This is a genomic window from Nostoc sp. C052 (assembly GCF_013393905.1).
In the GTDB taxonomy this organism is placed as follows: Bacteria; Cyanobacteriota; Cyanobacteriia; order Cyanobacteriales; family Nostocaceae; genus Nostoc.
Genome location: NZ_CP040272.1, coordinates 4,615,707 through 4,633,792 on the forward strand (window position 1 = coordinate 4,615,707; position 18,086 = coordinate 4,633,792).

The following is an 18,086-nucleotide window of genomic DNA, read 5'->3' on the forward strand; positions in this document are numbered from 1 at the left end:
TATATAAAAATTAAATAATGAGTAAAGCACAACAGCCAGTACATCAGCTAAGTTTAATTTATTACTGTGAATGTTTTTCTAATATTAAGGTGTATAAAAGTAAAAATAAGGGTGATGCTCTTAATAAACCCATATTACTTTTATCTATAATTGACCTAATTACACAAGATTTAATAACAGATAATCGTATTACAATATCAGATGAATTGATTGATACATTCAAGAAGTATTGGGAAGTACTTGCTTCTAGTACTTTTAAGGGAAGTGATTTTGCCCTTCCTTTTTTTCATCTAAAAAATGACCAAGGGAAATTTTGGCATCTTCGTTATAGTTCGGAATATGATGGGGGTCGTCCGCAAACAATTCCCAAACTCAGGGAAGATGTTGGCTATGCATATTTGGATGATGAACTATTTAATTTCATTCAAGATGAAATTTCTAAGCAAATATTAATTGATGCACTTATTTCAGCTTGGCTACCATCTGAAGATAATACGATAGAAACTTTTTTAAACATTAACCAAAGTTTTGAAGATGTACCTTTACAGATAGACAAAACTATTGAGTCTAGTAATTTAGATGCTAATCCTAGATGGAGATTAAAAAAAGCATTAATTAGAAATGCTTTTTTCAGGAAAGCCATTATAAGTATTTATGATTACAAATGTGCTTTTTGTGGACTTAAAGTAACTAAATCTGTAACTCAAAACATCGTTGATGGCGCACATATAAAGCCATTCTCACAATTCTATGATAGTAGAATTCATAATGGAATAGCACTGTGTAAAAACCATCATTGGGCATTTGATCGCGGTTGGTTTGCTGTAGATGAGCAATACAAAATTATAGTTAGTAATCATTTGGAAGAAGCATCTCCCCATGCTAAACCTATGAAAAATTTTCATGGTGAAACAATACTTCTACCAAATACAGAGCAACATTTTCCAGAACAGGAAGCGCTGCAATGGCATCGCCAAAACATATTTCAATCAAGATGAAATAAATATCAAACTATACCTATATAAGAGTTTAACTACCAATATGGGTATAGTTATTAGCGCTCAGGTAAGTTTAACTATTCAGTTAACTTCAACATGGGAACTAAAAGAAGGTTAGACCATGTTGAAGCAGAACGCCCAAAGGCGGCTGGATTTCCCCTCCCCTCATTTCTGTAGGCAGTTAGCAAGTTATTCAGGAGAGTGTTTCCCATCTCATCCATTACAGAATAGCTGGAAGTCCTACCGCTTTCGGTTCAACAAACAGGCCATCAAAACTTATAGTTTTATCTTCCACAGTCCTAGCATCCGCCAAAGCCTTACGAAGTTCAGCACGTTCCATCTGTTCCTGAATTCCACCCAGGATATAAACTAATAACTTCGCCGCCAAATCTCGTCCAGCAACCTGTACACGCTTTTTATTTGGGTCATATAAAACCCCATACCAGAGAGATTGGGGATATTCCATACCACTAAAACCACCTTGCTGGTCAAACTTCCGCAGTTTCTTAAAAATATCTGCTAAGGAAAAACCTTTTTTAAATACCAAAATTCCCAAAGCTTGCGCTAATGCAACTTGAGCAACTGGACGGAAAAGCATATTTCCTTCACCTCCATCCTTCTCAAAGCTAAAGCGCCGTAAAGCTGGTGTATCCTCGTGTTCTAAAATTTTATAACTAGAAAGACTAGCCAAAAAATCAAATAGCTTTTTAAATTCCTCAATTCCCTGCTCAATTTCTTCATCCTCTGGACGCATGGGAATTAGACCTTTCTCCAAGGGTTTCCAGTGAGGAAACTTATGAACTAAATATCGCTCAGACATATCTTGTAGAGCTTGCAAAGTCGTCAAAACTGTAGAATTGGAGGCTACTGTTGCACTATTCCAATTAACACGAGGATTGCGCTCTTGTCGTTGTTCTAATAGTGGATGTGTAACTGCAATTTTTCTAGCAACGATCGCAAAACCATCATCTTCATTCAACTGTGTTAGCTGACCTTTAGTCAACGGTGCAGCCATCAGGTTGACATGAACAAAAATCGATCTCACCCTCCGCCTCGCCTCGGTGCGAGTTTCCCCAGCCGCTACCGCACAGATGAACTCAATACCAATTTTCTCTTTGGGTAAATTTTGCAAGTAAGCAAGGTCTACTTGGTACTTTTCTATCAAATCATTGACTGTAATAAAACTGTCATCAGCACCTTTATCTTTTTTATAGCGCTGGAGTTTGCGAGTTTTAATTAACTCCATCAACCCCTGTACACCCATTAATCGGTGTTGACCATCTAGTGCATAAATAGTTACATCATCCTCAGAAATATTTAGCAGACCTACTTTAGCGTCTTTATCTAAGGGGACGAAATCAGTAGTAGACTTGGTGGCACGTCCTTCACTATCCCACTCAGCAGCTTTGGGATTATCTACCCACGGTTGATTAATTACTACTAGTACTGGCGGAAACTTATGGTTGTGTCGAGCCGCCAAATACTGCACTAGTGGCGCTTGACGTGACCAATCAAGGGGACGCTGTTGAATTTCATCAATACTATCCGCGTCAATCTCGACATTATCAGTTTCAGGATTATACTTTTTTTGAAACAGAGGTAAGCCAGAGGCGAAGTGAACCCGACCTGCAAACCATTCCAGTGTAACAGAGCTAACATAAGCCTCAGTACCACCCATCTCGGTTTTTTGAACGAGAATCTGATCTTTTCTCCCTAAAAACTTCTCTAGGAGTAAAGCTAGTACCTGTTTTTCCTTGTTTTCCCGTTCCAGGTATTCTCTAGCGATGTCAGCAGTGGGGTCAGATGCACTATCTTTCATGTTAAATTTTAAAAACAGAATAGGATTATGTCGTTTAATTATCCAAAAATTTGGATATTAGTAGTAAAGTTTTTAAAAACTTTTCTTCAACCCAGGTCGCTGGGTTTTGTCTGTGTAGACGCGAATTCTATTCGCCCGAATGTTACGCCAGTGTTTCCAGAGAGAAGGAGAAATGACTACAGCACAACAAGCAGAAAATAAAGGTCAGCAAACACGTACTGTAGCAGAGTTAGTGGACTACATCCAAGCTCTCACCATTGAAATTCAAGAATTGTATTGTTTAGATGAGATCCCTTGGGTGGTAGGCTATTCGGGCGGAAAAGACAGTACTGCTACTTTACAGCTTATCTGGAATGCGATCGCGGCACTACCAGTTGAAAAGCGAAAAAAGACTATTCATGTTATTACAACTGATACGCTGGTAGAAAATCCTGTGGTCTCTGTTTGGGTACGTAACTCTTTAGAACAGATGAAGGTTGCTGCTAAAGAGCAAGAAATGCCAATTGAACCCCATTTGCTTTATCCTGCAATTAAGGATACCTTTTGGGTAAACTTAATTGGGAAAGGCTACCCAGCGCCACGAAACAGATTTAGATGGTGTACTGAACGCCTTAAAATTCAACCATCTGACAGCTTTATCCGTGCAGTTATTAGGTCTAATGGTGAAGTAATTCTTGTCTTAGGTACACGCAAGGCTGAAAGTACGAAACGTGCTGCTACGATGGCTAAACATAGAGAATCGCGGGTACGTGATCACATAAATACTAATCCCAATCGACCTAACTCATTGATTTATCTTCCTATTGAAGATTGGCGTACTGATGAAGTTTGGATTTACTTAAATCAGTGGCAAAATTCTTGGGGATATAGCAACAAAGACTTATTCATTATGTATCGAGGTGCAACAGCCGATAATGAATGTCCACTAGTTGTTGATACTTCTACTCCTAGCTGTGGTGATTCACGATTTGGCTGCTGGGTTTGCACAATAGTTAGTAAGGATAAATCAATGGAGGCAATGATCCAAAATGATGAAGAGAAAGAATGGATGCAGCCTCTATTGGATATCCGTAACGAACTAGATATTAAAGATGACTGGGACAAGAGAGATTTTAGAAGAATTTGGGGAGATGTCCAACTATTTGAGCGCAATAAAGATGGGGAAACAACTGTTGTACCAATACCTGGCCCCTATACAAAATATTGGCGGGAACATTGGCTCAGACGATTATTAGAAGCGCAAACAAAAACCCGTCGGACAGCGCCAGAAAATATGCGTGACATCACCCTAATTACTCTAGAAGAAATGAGTGAAATCCGCCGCATTTGGCTAGAAGAAAAACATGAATTTGATGATAGCTTACCCCGGATTTATCAAGAAGTGACAGGCGAAGAATTTCAAGATCCCCGTCCTGGTGCAGACTATAGCCTACTAGGTCGTGATGAATGGATAGTATTAGAAGAAATCTGTGAAGGTGACGCGATGCACTTGGAACTCATGGCGAAATTGTTAGATACAGAACGCCAGTATCGCAAAAAAACTCGTCGCGTAGGGATATATGAAACCTTAGAAAAATGTTTTAATACGAGTTCCCGTTCTCCAGAAGATGCGATTAAAAATGCTCGTTTGAAACGCGAATTAAGCGAAGCAGTTAGTCAAGGTGATGTTGCAAAAGTCAAGCAGATGACTTTGGGCGATGTTGCAGCAATCAATGAAGTAGATGAATGTAAAAGTGAAAGTGATGAAGAGGTAACTTGGGCAAGTATGAAATTTAAAAAGGAAAACTCAGAATAATAGTAATAATATAATACCGGGCGATTGGAAATCGCGGCTACACAGACGAAACCCACCTTCGTGGGTTAAAGAAAAATGAGATCAAGTTTTACGCAATTGTATGTGCATTATGTTTGGGCTACGTGGGATAGATTGCCTATAATTACGCCTGATATTCAGAAGGAAGTTTACGGGGCAATTATTCGGGAATCTGAACAGTTAAAATGTACCGTAATTGCAATTGGCGGTATTGAAGATCATGTCCATCTGCTAACGGGTTTTCCGCCAACCATAAGTATCTCTGAATTGGTTAAACAAATTAAGGGAAGTTCGTCCCATTTCATCACCCACGAAATCAAGCCAGGTGAGTTTTTCAAGTGACAAGGTAGCTATGGAGCTTTTACAGTGAGTCATGATGCCATTGATAATATAGCCAATTACATCAGAAACCAAGCTATCCACCATAGCCAAAAATCACTTATTCCCACCTGGGAACTAACTCCAAAATAACCCAAAAATTATGTACTAATTTAGTCCACGAAGGTGGACTTTGCCTGTGTAGCCGCGAATTCCATTCGCCCGGGATCTTATCAACTTTGCCTGCGTGACCACGAATTCTATTCGCCCAGTATCTTAATAAACCCACAATCAGATAAATGATATTTCTTGAACTCGTTCTACAAAACTTTGGCCCCTACAGTGGAAAACAGGTAATCAACCTTAACCCAAAAATTGATGAGGAAAGCTCACACCCAATTATCTTATTAGGGGGGATGAATGGCGGCGGAAAAACCACGCTTATGGATGCCATTCGTCTCGCCCTTTATGGCGCTCGCGCCCAATGTTCTACCCGTGGTAATTTAAGTTATAGTGATTTTCTCAATCAATGCGTTAACAACAAAATAGATCCAGTTGCAGACACCCGGATTGAATTACTTTTTGAACATATTGAAAATGATAAACCAATAAAATACCGTGTTGTCCGTAGTTGGACAAAAAATCCTAAAGATGGTAAGGATACATTAGGTATTTTAGGTGACAGTGATACATGGCCGGATGCTTTAGTTAATATTTGGGATGAATATATTGAAAATCTCCTGCCATTAGGGATTTCTAACTTATTTCTCTTTGATGGTGAACAAGTTAAAGAACTTGCAGAACAAGAAACACCACCACCAGTTGTAGTAGATGCAATTCGTGGACTTTTAGGGCTAGAGTTAGCAGACCGTTTAGCAGTTGATTTAGATATTTTAGTTAACCGGAAACTTAAAGAAGTTGGTAATAGTAAGGATTTAGCAAATATAGAGGAAATTGAAACTAGGTTAACCCAACAGCAAGAAGATTATCAAACAACAGAAGAGAAAGTAGAAATTCTCAAAAATGAGGTAGAAGAGTTAGAACAAAAGCAGCAAGAAGCCTTTGATAAATTTATTTCTGAAGGTGGGAAGATTGCAGCAGAACGCAATCAACTAGAATTACAACAGGATACAAAAACTGCGGAAATTGAACAAGTACGTCAGTCGATGTGTGAATTAGCGGCTGATGTTTTACCTCTGGCATTAATTCCTAATTTGCTTAATCAGGCGCAAACACAGGGGGAAAAAGAATTTCGCCATCAACAGGTACAAATTTCTAAAGATTTGTTAATTGAGCGAGATCAGCGTTTACTCACTTGGCTAAATCAAGTAGAAATTTCTCCGATACAAGTTGAAAAAATCCAATCATTTTTAATCCAAGATGTAGATAGTTTATATGCAAAGACTCTCCAGACGGAAGCACGTTGGTTATTAGCTGATGATGAAACTTTAAGTCAACTAGATAATCTTATATATCACTTACAAAATTCTAAACTTTCTGCAAAAGAGAAATTAGCTATTCTCAGAAATAAAGAAGAAGAAATTCATACTCTAGAAAGACAAGTGCAAACAGCAGCAGCACCAGAAGATTATACAAAGCTGCGTCAAGCACTAGAAACGGCACAAAATCAAGTCGTTGAAGCTAAAGCAAATTACGAAACAATCCGCCGTCGTTTAGCTGAATTAGAAACTATTATTGCCAAGTCGAAGAGAGAATTAAGTGATTATACTGTAGAAAATATTAAACATAAAAATAGCGAACATATTATTACTTCAGCAGCGAAAGTTCAAAACACACTCAAGATTTTTCGTGAAAAATTAACCCTGCGAAAACTGAATAAATTAGAGGAAGAAGTTAAAAATTGCTTCCTTTATCTCCTCCACAAATCAGACTTGGTGCATCGCATTACTATTGATACCAAGACTTTCAGCCTTTTACTTTATGATTTAAATGGTAAACCTGTCCCTAAACATCGCCTCTCGGCTGGCGAAAAACAATTACTGGCGATCGCATTCCTCTGGGGTTTAGCCAAAGTCTCTGGACACCGCCTACCAGTAGCAATCGATACGCCACTAGGTAGACTAGACTCTTCTCACCGCAACAACTTAGTAGAACGCTACTTTCCATCCGCCAGTCACCAAGTAATTTTGTTATCTACGGATACTGAGATTGGCAAAAAAGAAGTAGAAACACTGCGAGAAAACGAAGCGATCGCTCGTGAATATCTGCTTAAATATGACTCCACTACCCGCCAAACAACCATACAACCAGGATATTTTTGGTAGTAGATATATTATCTGACTCCAAGATGCTTGAAGTTGAAACTGCGGTTCGCTACTGTTTGGGTTTATGACCGAAAACTACTTCAATTTTTAGGAAGATTATGGAATCCCCAATCGAAAGAATAAAACTCTCTCAAACAGCCAAAGACCAACTTACCAAACTTAAGCGCAGCACCAAAATCGACCAATGGAATATCCTATGCCGTTGGGCGTTTTGCCGTTCCCTCGCAGAATCAACGACACCCTCGCCCGTCCCAATTCCCCAGGATAGCAACGTCGAAATGAGTTGGCGCGTCTTTGGTGGCGAAATGTCTGATATACTCCTTCTCGCCCTCAAGCAACGCTGTCACAATGACGGTTATCCCACCGATAAAGAAACCCTTGCTACTCAATTCCGCTTACATTTACATCGCGGTATTGGCTACTTAGCAGGCGATCCAAATATCAAGAAAATTGAAGATTTAATTGAACTGGCGGTTAAAAATTGAAAGGATATTAGTTGACTGTTAACTGTTCACTGTTAACTGACAACTAAGATTATGCCTGAAGCGCTAGAAATTGAGCGTCATAGAGCTGCGATCGCTCGCACTGATATATCTCGCCCTGTACGATTGGCTATAGAATGGGCAATCCTACATCAAGACACCACTTTTTTTGACTACGGTTGCGGCTACGGTGGTGATGTCCAACGAGTAAAAAACTTAGGTTACACTAGCGCAGGTTGGGACCCTTACTACTATCCTGATGTACCACGCACCCCCGCCGATGTGGTCAACTTGGGCTATGTCCTCAATGTTATTGAAGATGCAGAAGAACGCCGTCAAAGCCTAATCCAAGCCTGGGAACTCACCGGGAAAGTTTTAATTGTCGCGGCTCAAATCCTGATTAATGCTCCCAGCAAAACCCAACTTGCTTACAATGATGGCATTGTGACGCGCCGCAATACTTTTCAGAAATATTACGAACAAGAAGAACTCAAAACTTATATTGATGAAGTCCTAAATGTCGATGCAGTACCGATCGCACTAGGCGTATACTTTGTTTTTCGAGATGAGGCGGAAAAAGAAAGTTACAAAGCTATCCGCTTCTTTTCTGCGACTTCTACACCGCGAATCCGTATCCCCGTTAAGCGGTTTGAAGACTATCAAGAACAGCTGCAACCACTCATGGCTTTTTTTACCAAGCGCGGTAGACTACCTGTGAAAGGCGAATTGGAAAATGAACAGGAATTACTGAGCGAATTTGGTAACTTCCGCCGCGCCTTTGGTGTAGTTTTGCAAGCTACTGATGAAGCTGAATGGGATGCGATCGCTTACCGTCGTTCTTTAGATATCCAAGTTTATCTTGCCCTGACTCACTTTGATCGACGCCCTGCATGGCAAAAGCTAGCGCCAGAAATGCGCCACGATATCAAAGCTTTTTTTAGTAGCTACGAGGAAGCGTGCCTTGTAGCTGACCAAAAGCTTTTCAGCTTAGGTAAACCTGGGGTGATTAAAACTGCTTGTGAAAAAAGTAAAATTGGTAAACATACACGCGGTGCTATTTACGTCCATGTTTCGGCATTAGCAGCACTTGACCCTGTACTGCGAATTTGTGAAGGTTGTGCTAGCCGCACCATTGGGCGTGTCGATGAAGCCACATTGATCAAATTTCACACTGATAAGCCGCAAATATCCTATCTGTCTTACCCTGAATTCGACACTGATCCCCACCCAGCCTTAAAAGCCAGCATCGGTATTGATTTAAAAACCCTCTTCATAACTCACCGAGACTACAAAAGTAGGGCAAATCCGCCGATTTTGCACCGTAAGGAAACATTTGTTACTAGCAACTACCCACGCTACGAAGAATTTGCTAAACTCACCCAACAAGAACAGGAATTAGGATTGCTCAATAGCAAAAGCGACATCGGTACGCGTGAAGGTTGGGAAAAATGCCTCACTGCCCACAGAGTAGAAATCAGGGGGCATCAGGTTTATTCAATTAGTGCTGAGTGCTGAGTATAAACCCAGTTGCTTCAAGCCTTTTGTCAATCAACACTGTCCTAACATATCTGACTACAGCTATAAAAAATAAAGGAAATTTTAGTAGGTTTGTATGCTTATACGAAATTAGACAGCAGTTATGGCAAGATAACTGCAATTCAATTAAATAACAAGGAATCTTCAAGATTGTGCAAGTAAATAAATCGCTGCTACGAATTTTTGGCAGCCCGAAGATGGGAGCTTTGTTATTTCTTGGCTTCTCATCAGGGTTACCGTTGTATTTAACCAGTCAGACATTACAAGCCTGGTTGACCAAAGAAGGAATCAGCTTGGCAGCGATCGCCGCTTTTAGTTTAGTAAAGCTGCCCTATTCTTTGAAATTTCTCTGGTCGCCTTTACTAGATAGATTTGTACCGCCTTTTTTGGGGCGGCGTCGAGGTTGGCTGGTAATTACACAAGTAGCATTACTGTTAAGTATAGCTGTCATGGCTCTACAACACCCATCCCAAGGGCTACAACCTTTAATAATTGCTGCTGTGGCTGTTGCCTTTTTTAGCGCCAGCCAAGACATTTTAGTTGATGCTTACCGCACTGATGTCGTGGAAGCAGAAGAGAGAGGTGCTGGAGCGTCTATTTACTTATTGGGTTATCGCGTAGCCATTTTAGTAACCGGTTATGTAACCCTATTTTTGGCAGACAGAATGCCTTGGCAAGCTGTTTACTTATTAATGTCGCTGTTGATGCTCGTAGGACTGGTAAGTTCTATTTTTGCACCAGAACCAGTCCTACGCGATCGCCCGCCTCAGACTTTATCCGCCGCCGTCAAATTACCCTTTATTGAATTTTTCCAGCGTCAGGGATGGTTACAAGGACTTTTAATTTTGGTATTCATTGTGATATACAAGTTGGGGGATTCTTTACTCAAGAATGTATCCACCCCATTTTTGTTAGATAAAGGTTTACATTTCACTCAAACCGACATCGCATTTCCTGGTGCGCTAGGAATTTTCGCCACTATTATTGGCACCTTGGCAGCAGGAGCAGTCATGACCAAAATTGGTGTTAATCGGGCGCTTTGGATATTCGCCATCATGCAGGCTGTCGGCAACTTGGCTTTCTTTGCGTTAGCAGTAGTAGGTAAAAACTTCTATCTAATGTTAGCTGCCGTTAATATAGAACAATTCTGTGCTGGTTTAGAAACCGCTGCTTTTGTAGCATTTTTGATGAGTCTTTGTAACCAAAGCTTTTCCGCTACACAGTATGCCTTACTTTCGAGTTTGCAGGCTTTTAGTAGAGATATTCTCACCGCTCCAGCAGGTACATGGGCACAAACCACCGGTTGGTCTACATTCTTTCTACTGACAGCAATAGCAGCTTTACCGGGATTACTATTATTGCCATTCTTTGCCCCTTGGAATCCAAAGCCAGTGGTAGTATTATCCAGACCAGGACTTGACGACGAAGAAGAGGATATATGGGGAATCAAGTAGTTATTGCTGTCGGCACATTTATTCTCTTACTCACTGGTTTATTACTTGGGTATGTTCTCTCGCAGTTAGTTCTAGGATATCTAGCATTTAACCTCCTAACTTTTTTCGGAACACTCAGCCTAATTTTAATTTTTGGTACACTTTATTACGTTTTATTTTGGCAATTGCGAAGAGAGCAGTCCCGGCCATCAACTATAAATGAAGGCATACCAAACCAGGTAGAGGAGGGTTTATCTGATAGCTATCTCAAAAACAGGCTAATCACTAAATTATCTGGTGACGCCGCCGCTGCCGAACGGTTAATTGAACAGGCAAAGGAAACTTATCCTGGAATGCCGGAAAATTGGTATTGCGAAAGAGTGCTTGACGACTTAGAACGCGATCGCCAGCGAGAGTAGAGGAGCAGGGGAGCAAGAATTTTAGATTTTAGATTTTGGATTTTAGATTGAAATTCAATCCAAAATCCAAAATTGAATTTCCCAATCCCCATGCCCATAACATTGCTAAAATAAATCAAGAATACTTCACAAATCTTCAGCTAACTTCTCATAAAAGTTCGTAGCTTCCTTTGCAATTAAAATATGGCTATTTTTCGTCAATACATCGCCCCACTGCTTGTAGTATTAGTATTTGTCTTTGCCTTAGTGGCAGTCAGCGCCCGCATCTTTTTACCCTCCGATATGGCAGCACCCGCACCAATTGAAAACATAGAGATAACTTCTCAACCTACTCCCACTGATTTACCACCAGCAACACCTAACTTAGCCAGCTAAGTCAATAAACGTATTTAAGTGTCTGAGCAACTACTACCTGGATATATGATTCGCCGTGGCTCCCTTTTGGAGCGATCGCTGCTGCTTAAATTCATGCAGCGAACTTACCAGGATCTATTTCCCAATGAGGATTTTTCCCACCTAGAGCAAACAGTTAAGCAATATTTTTCTAGCGATACGCCCTTGTGGTGGGTAGAAGAGGAGGGGAGCAGGGAGCAGGGAGCAGGGAGCAGGGAGAATAATTTTCCCCTCCGCCCCCCGCACCCTGCCCCTCTGCCTCTTTTCAATGCCCATCCCCCTATCGCCTGCCTCTGGGTGGGCAATGCCATAGATCAAGTACATGGGAATCGTCATGCTCACATCTTTATCCTCTACGTTGTACCAGAACATCGGCGACGGGGTATTGGTACAGCCTTGATGCGATATGTGGAAAATTGGGCTATTCAAAGAGGCGATCGCCAGATTGGACTGCAAGTGTTTCAATCAAACAAACCCGCATTGAATCTTTACAATCAGTTAGGTTATCAAACCCAATCCATCTGGATGGTAAAATTCCTGAGTGCAGAAAATAAACTCAAGGATAGCGATAACATACCTTAGCGTCTGAGTTATAGAGGTTCTCGTTTGGATAAAACTCAACGAAGAGAAAAGAAAAATGTATAAGAACCCACTAATATATATAAAGCTTTAACTTATTGGTGCGGGGGATTATGTGTTAATCCCTTTTCGGGATTGAAATTAAATTATGTATGACGAAGACGATCTAAGCCTACTCGATATTGAGGAGGAGCTAGAAAGCCCCTTAGATAAAATAGAGCCGCTAACTGCCGAATCAGTTGTGGCAAAGCCCGATCCAGAAGTGATGCTAGCCCTGCTGGAAAATCCCCAGCCCCAGCAACGAATGTTAGCGGCACGTGCTTTTTGTGATATTGAAGATGCGCGTGCTACGCCCCATCTGATTCGTCTATTAACTGATATCTGTCCCTTAGTAAGGGTGAGTGCAGCTTATGGCATCGGACGCAATCCCAGTTCAGAGGCAGTGAGTCCGTTAATTGCTCAACTCAACAGTGATTGGAATGGCTATGTGCGTAAAGGTGTTGTTTGGGCTTTAGGAAACTGTCGCGATCGCCGTTCTTTAGCACCCCTAGCAGACGCCTTAAGAACTGACATTTCCGCAGTGCGTTTGTGGGCTGCTAGCGCCTTAGCACAGATGGCAGAAGTGGGTTATGAAGCAGTGATTGGGGCAACACCACCTTTAATTGAAGCCTTAGTCCAAGACCCGGTGGCAGCTGTGCGAAGTAACAGTGCTTGGGCAATTGGTCAACTGTGCCGCGAACTACCTTCTAATGTAGTTTATGCCACAGCGATCGACGCCCTAATTCAAGCCTTTGCCGAAGACCAAGATTTGGGAGTCCGAGAAGACGCTAAAGCCTCATTGCTAGGAGTGGGCGATCCCCGTGGCTTGCAGCTGATTGAAACCCTAGAACAAGAAGGGTGGTTTTGATTAAATATTGGGCATTGGGCAATTCAATTTTGGATTTTAGATTTTAGATTGAAATTTAATCCAAAATCTAAAATCTAAAATTCTTACTCCCTAGCCCTCACTAACCTTCAGCTACAGGTTTGACTAAATTTAAGTCATAAGGACGCTCAGTATCATCCTCACCCAAATATTCACCATTTTGAATTTCCAGAATAATTAGCGGGATATGTCCAGGATTTTCTACCTTGTGTAGGGTTGCTGCGGGGACATAAGTTGATTCGTTTCGATTCAGTAATATTTCTGCATCGCCACAAGTCACCTTTGCTACACCGGAAACTACAACCCAATGTTCATTGCGGTGATAATGAATTTGTGGTTTAATTCCGTGCCTGGGTTTGATTTCAACACGACTAATTCTATAGGTTTCTCCCTCCTCGATTACCTCTACTTCACCCCAGTATCGTGTACCTGAATGTGGAGACAATTCGTTGATATTTGACTGAGTATTATTTTCATTGGGAGTCATAATTAATTTCTCAACCAGATAAGTATTAGTATTTATCAGTAATTTACCGTAAACGAGATAAACCTGGGTAGGGAGATTCAGTCACGTCGCTTCTCTACGAGACGCTGCGCGTAGCTTGCTTCCCCGTAGGGTACGCTCCGAATTCAAAATTCAAAATTAATGAGCCCCATAAATAAATTTAGTTGCTCTGTATCCTTTTTGTTTTCGATCACAACATCTTTATGTGATGACAACTGCTCTAACTTTACTTTCGGCAACAGATCCTATCCGTAAATTTCTAAATGTTTGAATGCGTGAATTGCTTAATGTCCCGTATACTGAATCCGATAGATCCGATTATTGGCTTCTTCTGTCAGTAGTAAACTGCCATCTGGCAATACAAGTAAACCTACAGGCCGTCCCCAAGTGGATGGTACAGAAGGATTTAGTAAAAATCCTGTGAGAAAGTCTTCGTAGTAGCCAAGCGATCGCCCTTTAGCATCGAAGGGAACAAATACAATTTTATAACCAGTGCCGCGATCGCGGTTCCAAGAACCACGAAAAGCCGCAAAAGCACCATTCTGGTATTTTTTTGGAAACGTTTTACCATCATAAAACTGCAAACCCAATGCTGCTGAATGCGCCTGGAACAGCACATCTGGTGTTTGGGTACGGGCTGCTAAATCGGGGCGTTTGCTTTTATCATCCGTCTTTTGGCGCGGATCGAGGTTATTTGGTGTCAAATAAGCATAGGGCCAGCCGTAAAATGCCCCCTGTTTAACGCGTGTCAGATAGTCTGGTACCAAATCATCACCGATTCCATCCCGTTCATTGACAGTAGTATAAAGTTCCTTCGTTACAGGATGAAAGTCTAAACCAACAGGATTACGCAAGCCGGAAGCGAAAGTTTGCTGCTGGGAACCATCCAAATTCATTACCTGTATCGAGGCCCGTGGTAGGGGTTCTTCATCTACATTGCTTCCTGAACCAACTGAAACATATAATTTATTGCCATCGGGTGAGACAACGACATTGCGCGTCCAATGATTGTTATAACCTTGAGCAGGCAAATCGGCAATTTTTTCTCCCTTACCTGTAATCTGATTTTGACCTTGAGTATAGGGAAAACGCACCACAGCATCCGTATTTCCCAGAAAAAATGAATTACCTGCAAAAGCCATCCCAAAGGGTCTATTGAGTCCGTTGTCTCTATTAGCAAAGGTTTCTCGAACGTCGGCTATGCCATCGCCGTTGCTGTCACGCAACAAACGAATCCGATTTTGCCCGGTTTCAGTCACTAAGACATCACCACTGGGGGTTAAAGCTAGCCAGCGTGGGGCATCTAAACCTTCGGCAAAGATGTTGACTGTAAAACCTGGTGGTACACGCAGCACCGGATTTTGCGGAATGGACACAACCTCAGGCCGCTTGGAAGCACTTTCTGTTGCGAAAGGTGCCTGTAAATTCTTCAGATTGATTCGGATAGGTGTAGGTGAAAGTGCTTCAGTACGGACAATATTTTTTGGCTGTGTAGGATTTTGTGTCAGTTGGGTAGAAGGTACAGATGTTTGTGGCGTAGGATTATCTGAGAAAGCGCGAGTCTGGTTACAGGCTGCTGCCAAAGTCAGTAAAAAAACTGGCAGCAAGAAACGCGCAGGGACTTTCATGGTGGTAGACACTATGCACAACTTTCCCACTCTAGACTTGAGGCTTAATAACTGTCGCCAGTCTAAAGTTTGATTTTGATTACTAGGGATTGGGGATTAGGGACTGAGGATTATTGGGAACTGGGGAATAAGCACGGGTGCAGGGTTAACAATTCAAAATTCAAAATGACGCTCTCTACGAGACGCTGCGCGTAGCTTGCTTCTCTATAAGAGTACGAAAAGTACGCAGAGTCGCTAACAAAATCCAAAATTAAAGACATTTCAGACGGGGATTTAAACCCTTTAATTTACGATAAAGGAGCAGGGGGAGCAGGGAGCAAGAGAGGATGAGAAATAATCAATCCCAATCCCCAGTCCCCAATATTTAAACATATAAGCATTTGTTAGTTAACAAAAAGTTTTCAAATTCTGCTGCTGGTAAAGGACGACTGAATAGAAAACCTTGCATAGAATTACAGTTGTGTTGGCGCAGAAAAGCCAGTTCTGATTCCGTCTCTACACCTTCGGCAACTACATCTAGGTTGAGATTATGAGCCATTTGAATTAATGCTTTGGTAATGGCTGACTTCTGGGAATCGTTAGCAACATTATGGATAAAATAACGGTCTATTTTCAATGTGTTAATGGGTAAGTTTTTCAGATAAATTAAAGAAGAATAGCCCGTACCAAAGTCATCGATCGCAATTTTTACACCCAAGGATTGCAGTTTGCTCATAGTTGCGATCGCACTATTTACATCTTGCATGATCATACTTTCAGTCAGTTCTAACTCTAAGTAATGTGGTTCCAAATCATTGGCAGATATAAAATTGACTATTTTATGAATAAAATCTGGTTGATTAAATTCAATTACTGAGAGATTGACAGCAACCAGCAATGAATTAATTCCAGCATCACGCCAGCTTTTTATTTGTTTACATACACTTTTTAATACCCATTTACCAATAGGAACAATTAAACCTGTAGACTCTGCTAATGGGACAAATTCTGTTGGGTAAATCATCCCTAATTCTGGACTTTGCCAGCGCAATAAACTTTCAGCAGCGACTATTTTACCAGAAGCAATATCGACTATTGGTTGATAATAAATTTCAAATTCTTGAAAGTTATGTTGTTTGATAGCACGATGTAAGCTAATTTCTAACAACTGCATTTTTGGAGACAAGTTGTTAATTACAGTCTGAGGAGACAAATACTTTTTTAAAGTAGCGTGCTTTTCTAACCTATTAATGATGGCACTTAATAACTCAGACCGAGTGAACGGCTTAGTTATATAGTCATCAGCACCCATATCCATACCTTGACGGAAGTCAGATTTAGCAGATTTAGCAGTTAGAAAAATGAATGGGATTGTTGCTGTTGATGGTTCTTGGCGTAATGCTGTTAGTACGCCATAACCATCAATTTCTGGCATCATCATATCACAGAGAATTAAATCTGGAACTTCACAGATAGCTAAATGTACCCCGATTCTGCCATTAGCCGCAGCAATAGTTTCAAAATCCTCAGCTTCTAGTAAATCTAAGATATTCTCACGGACTGCTTCCTCGTCTTCTATTATTAAAATTTTGGGCATACTTACCTCGGGTTACATTTTATTATTTAATGAAGAAATGACGGTAATTTTTGTCAATATTTCCAGCATGTTTGCGACAAAAATTTTACCTTGATAGATATTTAAACAATTTTTTTACGGCGATTTTATTCCTATTCCAGTGTCTAATATATTAGCGATATTCCTAGCGTGATTAAAGGATTCAAATAGATATGGCATATCTTCTTCTGGAATGCCAATTATCCAATCTTGAATTTTCAATACTGCTTGCCCATGCAGATAAAGAAGACTAAAATTGACAATGTTATTATCTAATACCAATTCTGTATGAAGATCCACATAATAATACCCCCCTGTAGTCCCTCCAAGGCATCGGGGGACGGCGATAGCCGAGAGGTGAATTATATGCAGCTTCACAAAGAAACAGTATAAAGATGTTAGTCTATACTCTAATTTTCCCGCTTCTGACTTACCGATAATCAACACATCATTCAATATTTCAGTCACGATTATCTGATATGCGGGCGTATTCGTCTGTATGACCCTATTATCATACTTACGGTATAAATCCAAATCCTTCACAGAAACTCCAATGAGGCGAGTAGGTTTGCCTATCGTATCTTTACGTACTATAACGCGTGCTTGTAACCACTGGTACTTGAGTAATTGTCTCTCAACGAAAATCTGATGTTCTACCTCAAAGGAACTAATACTAGTCTCACCTCTAGTTTTCTCTATTTTTTGTGCCAGTGCTTCACAGATATTTTCGGGGGTAATATTACTGATAATGCAACCTTGGTTATCTACAATTGCTAGTAGATCCAACTGCTGCTGGTATAGCAGTAATAACACTGAGACTGTCTCCGAAAATTCTGACATGTTCAATGTCATAACCAAGTTATGTATAACTTCAAAAATACTGGCTGTTTTCAAGCTAGTTCCAGAAGCTACAAGCATTACCATATCATGCTTGATGAAGCATTCTACTACCTGCGAAGATGAAGAAAACAAGAGACTCTCGCCCCGTGTTAGCATCAGTACGTAGGCGTAACACTTTGTAGACATCGCATATAATAGTGATAGTGATTTTTCTGGCACAACCATCAGCGGCAAACAGTCAATTCTTGACTCTAAGCTTTGTAGCCTGAGAAGCTGAGGTAAGGCTTGCATAGATTTTTACAATAGCTATTATCAAACAATAGTTATCTAAAGATGCTTATCTAAGTATTTTCCAATATTTTGACGCTAAACAGGTAGTAATATTTAGGAGATAAACACTACAGAAAGTGTGTTAAGAATTACAAACTAGCTTATATCCAGCTAGTTGAAAATTAGACATTGAAAAGAGGCAGAGGGGCAGGGTGCAGGGGGCTGAGGGGAAAATTCTTCTCCCTGCTC

The 18,086-nt window shown here is 40.7% G+C and carries 16 protein-coding genes; 11 read left to right on the forward strand and 5 right to left on the reverse strand.

Annotated elements, in window-relative coordinates; all coding sequences use genetic code 11:
- Nucleotides 1-17: 17 nt before the first annotated feature.
- The gene (locus FD723_RS19055) at nt 18-998 is read left to right on the forward strand and encodes an HNH endonuclease (RefSeq protein WP_179066734.1); all 981 of its coding nucleotides are present in this window, start codon (nt 18-20) and stop codon (nt 996-998) included.
- Between the two features lie 220 nt (nt 999-1,218).
- On the opposite strand, the gene FD723_RS19060 is transcribed toward FD723_RS19055, so the two are convergent.
- Nucleotides 1,219-2,817: a DGQHR domain-containing protein gene (locus FD723_RS19060; RefSeq protein WP_179066735.1), complete on the reverse strand. Its 1,599-nt coding sequence runs from the start codon at nt 2,815-2,817 to the stop codon at nt 1,219-1,221.
- A gap of 172 nt (nt 2,818-2,989) precedes the next feature.
- On the opposite strand from FD723_RS19060, the gene dndC reads away from it, so the two are divergent.
- The 10 genes from dndC to FD723_RS19110 all read left to right on the forward strand — a co-directional run bounded on the left by dndC (nt 2,990) and on the right by FD723_RS19110 (nt 12,982).
- Nucleotides 2,990-4,612, forward strand: a complete 1,623-nt coding sequence (gene dndC, locus FD723_RS19065) for a DNA phosphorothioation system sulfurtransferase DndC (RefSeq protein WP_179066736.1) — start codon at nt 2,990-2,992, stop codon at nt 4,610-4,612.
- A 75-nt stretch (nt 4,613-4,687) separates the two neighbouring features.
- Nucleotides 4,688-4,972 carry an IS200/IS605 family transposase gene (gene tnpA / locus FD723_RS19070; RefSeq protein ID WP_256874864.1) on the forward strand — a complete coding sequence of 95 codons (285 nt, stop codon included), beginning with the start codon at nt 4,688-4,690 and terminating at the stop codon, nt 4,970-4,972.
- Nucleotides 4,973-5,247: 275 nt separating this feature from the next.
- The gene (gene dndD, locus FD723_RS19075; protein WP_179066737.1) at nt 5,248-7,233 is read left to right on the forward strand and encodes a DNA sulfur modification protein DndD; all 1,986 of its coding nucleotides are present in this window, start codon (nt 5,248-5,250) and stop codon (nt 7,231-7,233) included.
- A 98-nt stretch (nt 7,234-7,331) separates the two neighbouring features.
- On the forward strand, nt 7,332-7,718 hold the full coding sequence (gene dndE / locus FD723_RS19080; protein WP_094345020.1) for a DNA sulfur modification protein DndE: 387 nt from the start codon (nt 7,332-7,334) through the stop codon (nt 7,716-7,718).
- A gap of 51 nt (nt 7,719-7,769) precedes the next feature.
- Nucleotides 7,770-9,230, forward strand: coding sequence for a DNA phosphorothioation-associated putative methyltransferase (locus tag FD723_RS19085; protein WP_179066738.1), 1,461 nt, complete (start codon nt 7,770-7,772; stop codon nt 9,228-9,230).
- Nucleotides 9,231-9,403: 173 nt separating this feature from the next.
- A complete protein-coding gene (locus tag FD723_RS19090) occupies nt 9,404-10,705 on the forward strand; it encodes an AmpG family muropeptide MFS transporter (protein WP_179066739.1) in 1,302 nt (433 codons plus the stop codon).
- Nucleotides 10,690-11,103 carry an ABC transporter permease gene (locus FD723_RS19095; RefSeq protein ID WP_179066740.1) on the forward strand — a complete coding sequence of 138 codons (414 nt, stop codon included), beginning with the start codon at nt 10,690-10,692 and terminating at the stop codon, nt 11,101-11,103. Before FD723_RS19090 ends, FD723_RS19095 begins: the two co-directional genes overlap by 16 nt.
- A gap of 183 nt (nt 11,104-11,286) precedes the next feature.
- Nucleotides 11,287-11,478 (forward strand): hypothetical protein, encoded by a 192-nt coding sequence (locus tag FD723_RS19100; RefSeq protein ID WP_179066741.1) that lies wholly within the window; start codon nt 11,287-11,289, stop codon nt 11,476-11,478.
- 45 nt (nt 11,479-11,523) lie between these two features.
- The gene (locus FD723_RS19105; protein ID WP_179069197.1) at nt 11,524-12,078 is read left to right on the forward strand and encodes an N-acetyltransferase; all 555 of its coding nucleotides are present in this window, start codon (nt 11,524-11,526) and stop codon (nt 12,076-12,078) included.
- Between the two features lie 145 nt (nt 12,079-12,223).
- Nucleotides 12,224-12,982, forward strand: a complete 759-nt coding sequence (locus FD723_RS19110) for a HEAT repeat domain-containing protein (RefSeq protein ID WP_179066742.1) — start codon at nt 12,224-12,226, stop codon at nt 12,980-12,982.
- Nucleotides 12,983-13,082: 100 nt separating this feature from the next.
- Here FD723_RS19110 and FD723_RS19115 read toward each other — a convergent pair whose 3' ends face one another.
- From FD723_RS19115 to FD723_RS19130, 4 genes are all read right to left on the reverse strand, one after another.
- Nucleotides 13,083-13,487, reverse strand: a complete 405-nt coding sequence (locus FD723_RS19115) for a phosphomannose isomerase type II C-terminal cupin domain (protein WP_179066743.1) — start codon at nt 13,485-13,487, stop codon at nt 13,083-13,085.
- Between the two features lie 302 nt (nt 13,488-13,789).
- Complete coding sequence (locus FD723_RS19120) at nt 13,790-15,133, reverse strand: sorbosone dehydrogenase family protein (RefSeq protein ID WP_179066744.1); 1,344 nt, start codon at nt 15,131-15,133, stop codon at nt 13,790-13,792.
- 364 nt (nt 15,134-15,497) lie between these two features.
- The gene (locus tag FD723_RS19125; RefSeq protein ID WP_179066745.1) at nt 15,498-16,709 is read right to left on the reverse strand and encodes an EAL domain-containing response regulator; all 1,212 of its coding nucleotides are present in this window, start codon (nt 16,707-16,709) and stop codon (nt 15,498-15,500) included.
- A gap of 114 nt (nt 16,710-16,823) precedes the next feature.
- On the reverse strand, nt 16,824-17,858 hold the full coding sequence (locus tag FD723_RS19130) for a hypothetical protein (RefSeq protein ID WP_179066746.1): 1,035 nt from the start codon (nt 17,856-17,858) through the stop codon (nt 16,824-16,826).
- Nucleotides 17,859-18,086: the final 228 nt, after the last annotated feature.

Coding starts and splice junctions, on each gene's coding strand:
- FD723_RS19055 (WP_179066734.1), top strand. CDS start 18: ATGAGTAAAGCACAACAGCCAGTACATCAGCTAAGTTTAATTTATTAC.
- FD723_RS19060 (WP_179066735.1), bottom strand. CDS start 2,817: ATGAAAGATAGTGCATCTGACCCCACTGCTGACATCGCTAGAGAATAC.
- dndC (WP_179066736.1), top strand. CDS start 2,990: ATGACTACAGCACAACAAGCAGAAAATAAAGGTCAGCAAACACGTACT.
- tnpA (WP_256874864.1), top strand. CDS start 4,688: ATGAGATCAAGTTTTACGCAATTGTATGTGCATTATGTTTGGGCTACG.
- dndD (WP_179066737.1), top strand. CDS start 5,248: ATGATATTTCTTGAACTCGTTCTACAAAACTTTGGCCCCTACAGTGGA.
- dndE (WP_094345020.1), top strand. CDS start 7,332: ATGGAATCCCCAATCGAAAGAATAAAACTCTCTCAAACAGCCAAAGAC.
- FD723_RS19085 (WP_179066738.1), top strand. CDS start 7,770: ATGCCTGAAGCGCTAGAAATTGAGCGTCATAGAGCTGCGATCGCTCGC.
- FD723_RS19095 (WP_179066740.1), top strand. CDS start 10,690: ATGGGGAATCAAGTAGTTATTGCTGTCGGCACATTTATTCTCTTACTC.
- FD723_RS19100 (WP_179066741.1), top strand. CDS start 11,287: ATGGCTATTTTTCGTCAATACATCGCCCCACTGCTTGTAGTATTAGTA.
- FD723_RS19105 (WP_179069197.1), top strand. CDS start 11,524: ATGATTCGCCGTGGCTCCCTTTTGGAGCGATCGCTGCTGCTTAAATTC.
- FD723_RS19110 (WP_179066742.1), top strand. CDS start 12,224: ATGTATGACGAAGACGATCTAAGCCTACTCGATATTGAGGAGGAGCTA.
- FD723_RS19115 (WP_179066743.1), bottom strand. CDS start 13,487: ATGACTCCCAATGAAAATAATACTCAGTCAAATATCAACGAATTGTCT.
- FD723_RS19120 (WP_179066744.1), bottom strand. CDS start 15,133: ATGAAAGTCCCTGCGCGTTTCTTGCTGCCAGTTTTTTTACTGACTTTG.
- FD723_RS19125 (WP_179066745.1), bottom strand. CDS start 16,709: ATGCCCAAAATTTTAATAATAGAAGACGAGGAAGCAGTCCGTGAGAAT.
- FD723_RS19130 (WP_179066746.1), bottom strand. CDS start 17,858: ATGCAAGCCTTACCTCAGCTTCTCAGGCTACAAAGCTTAGAGTCAAGA.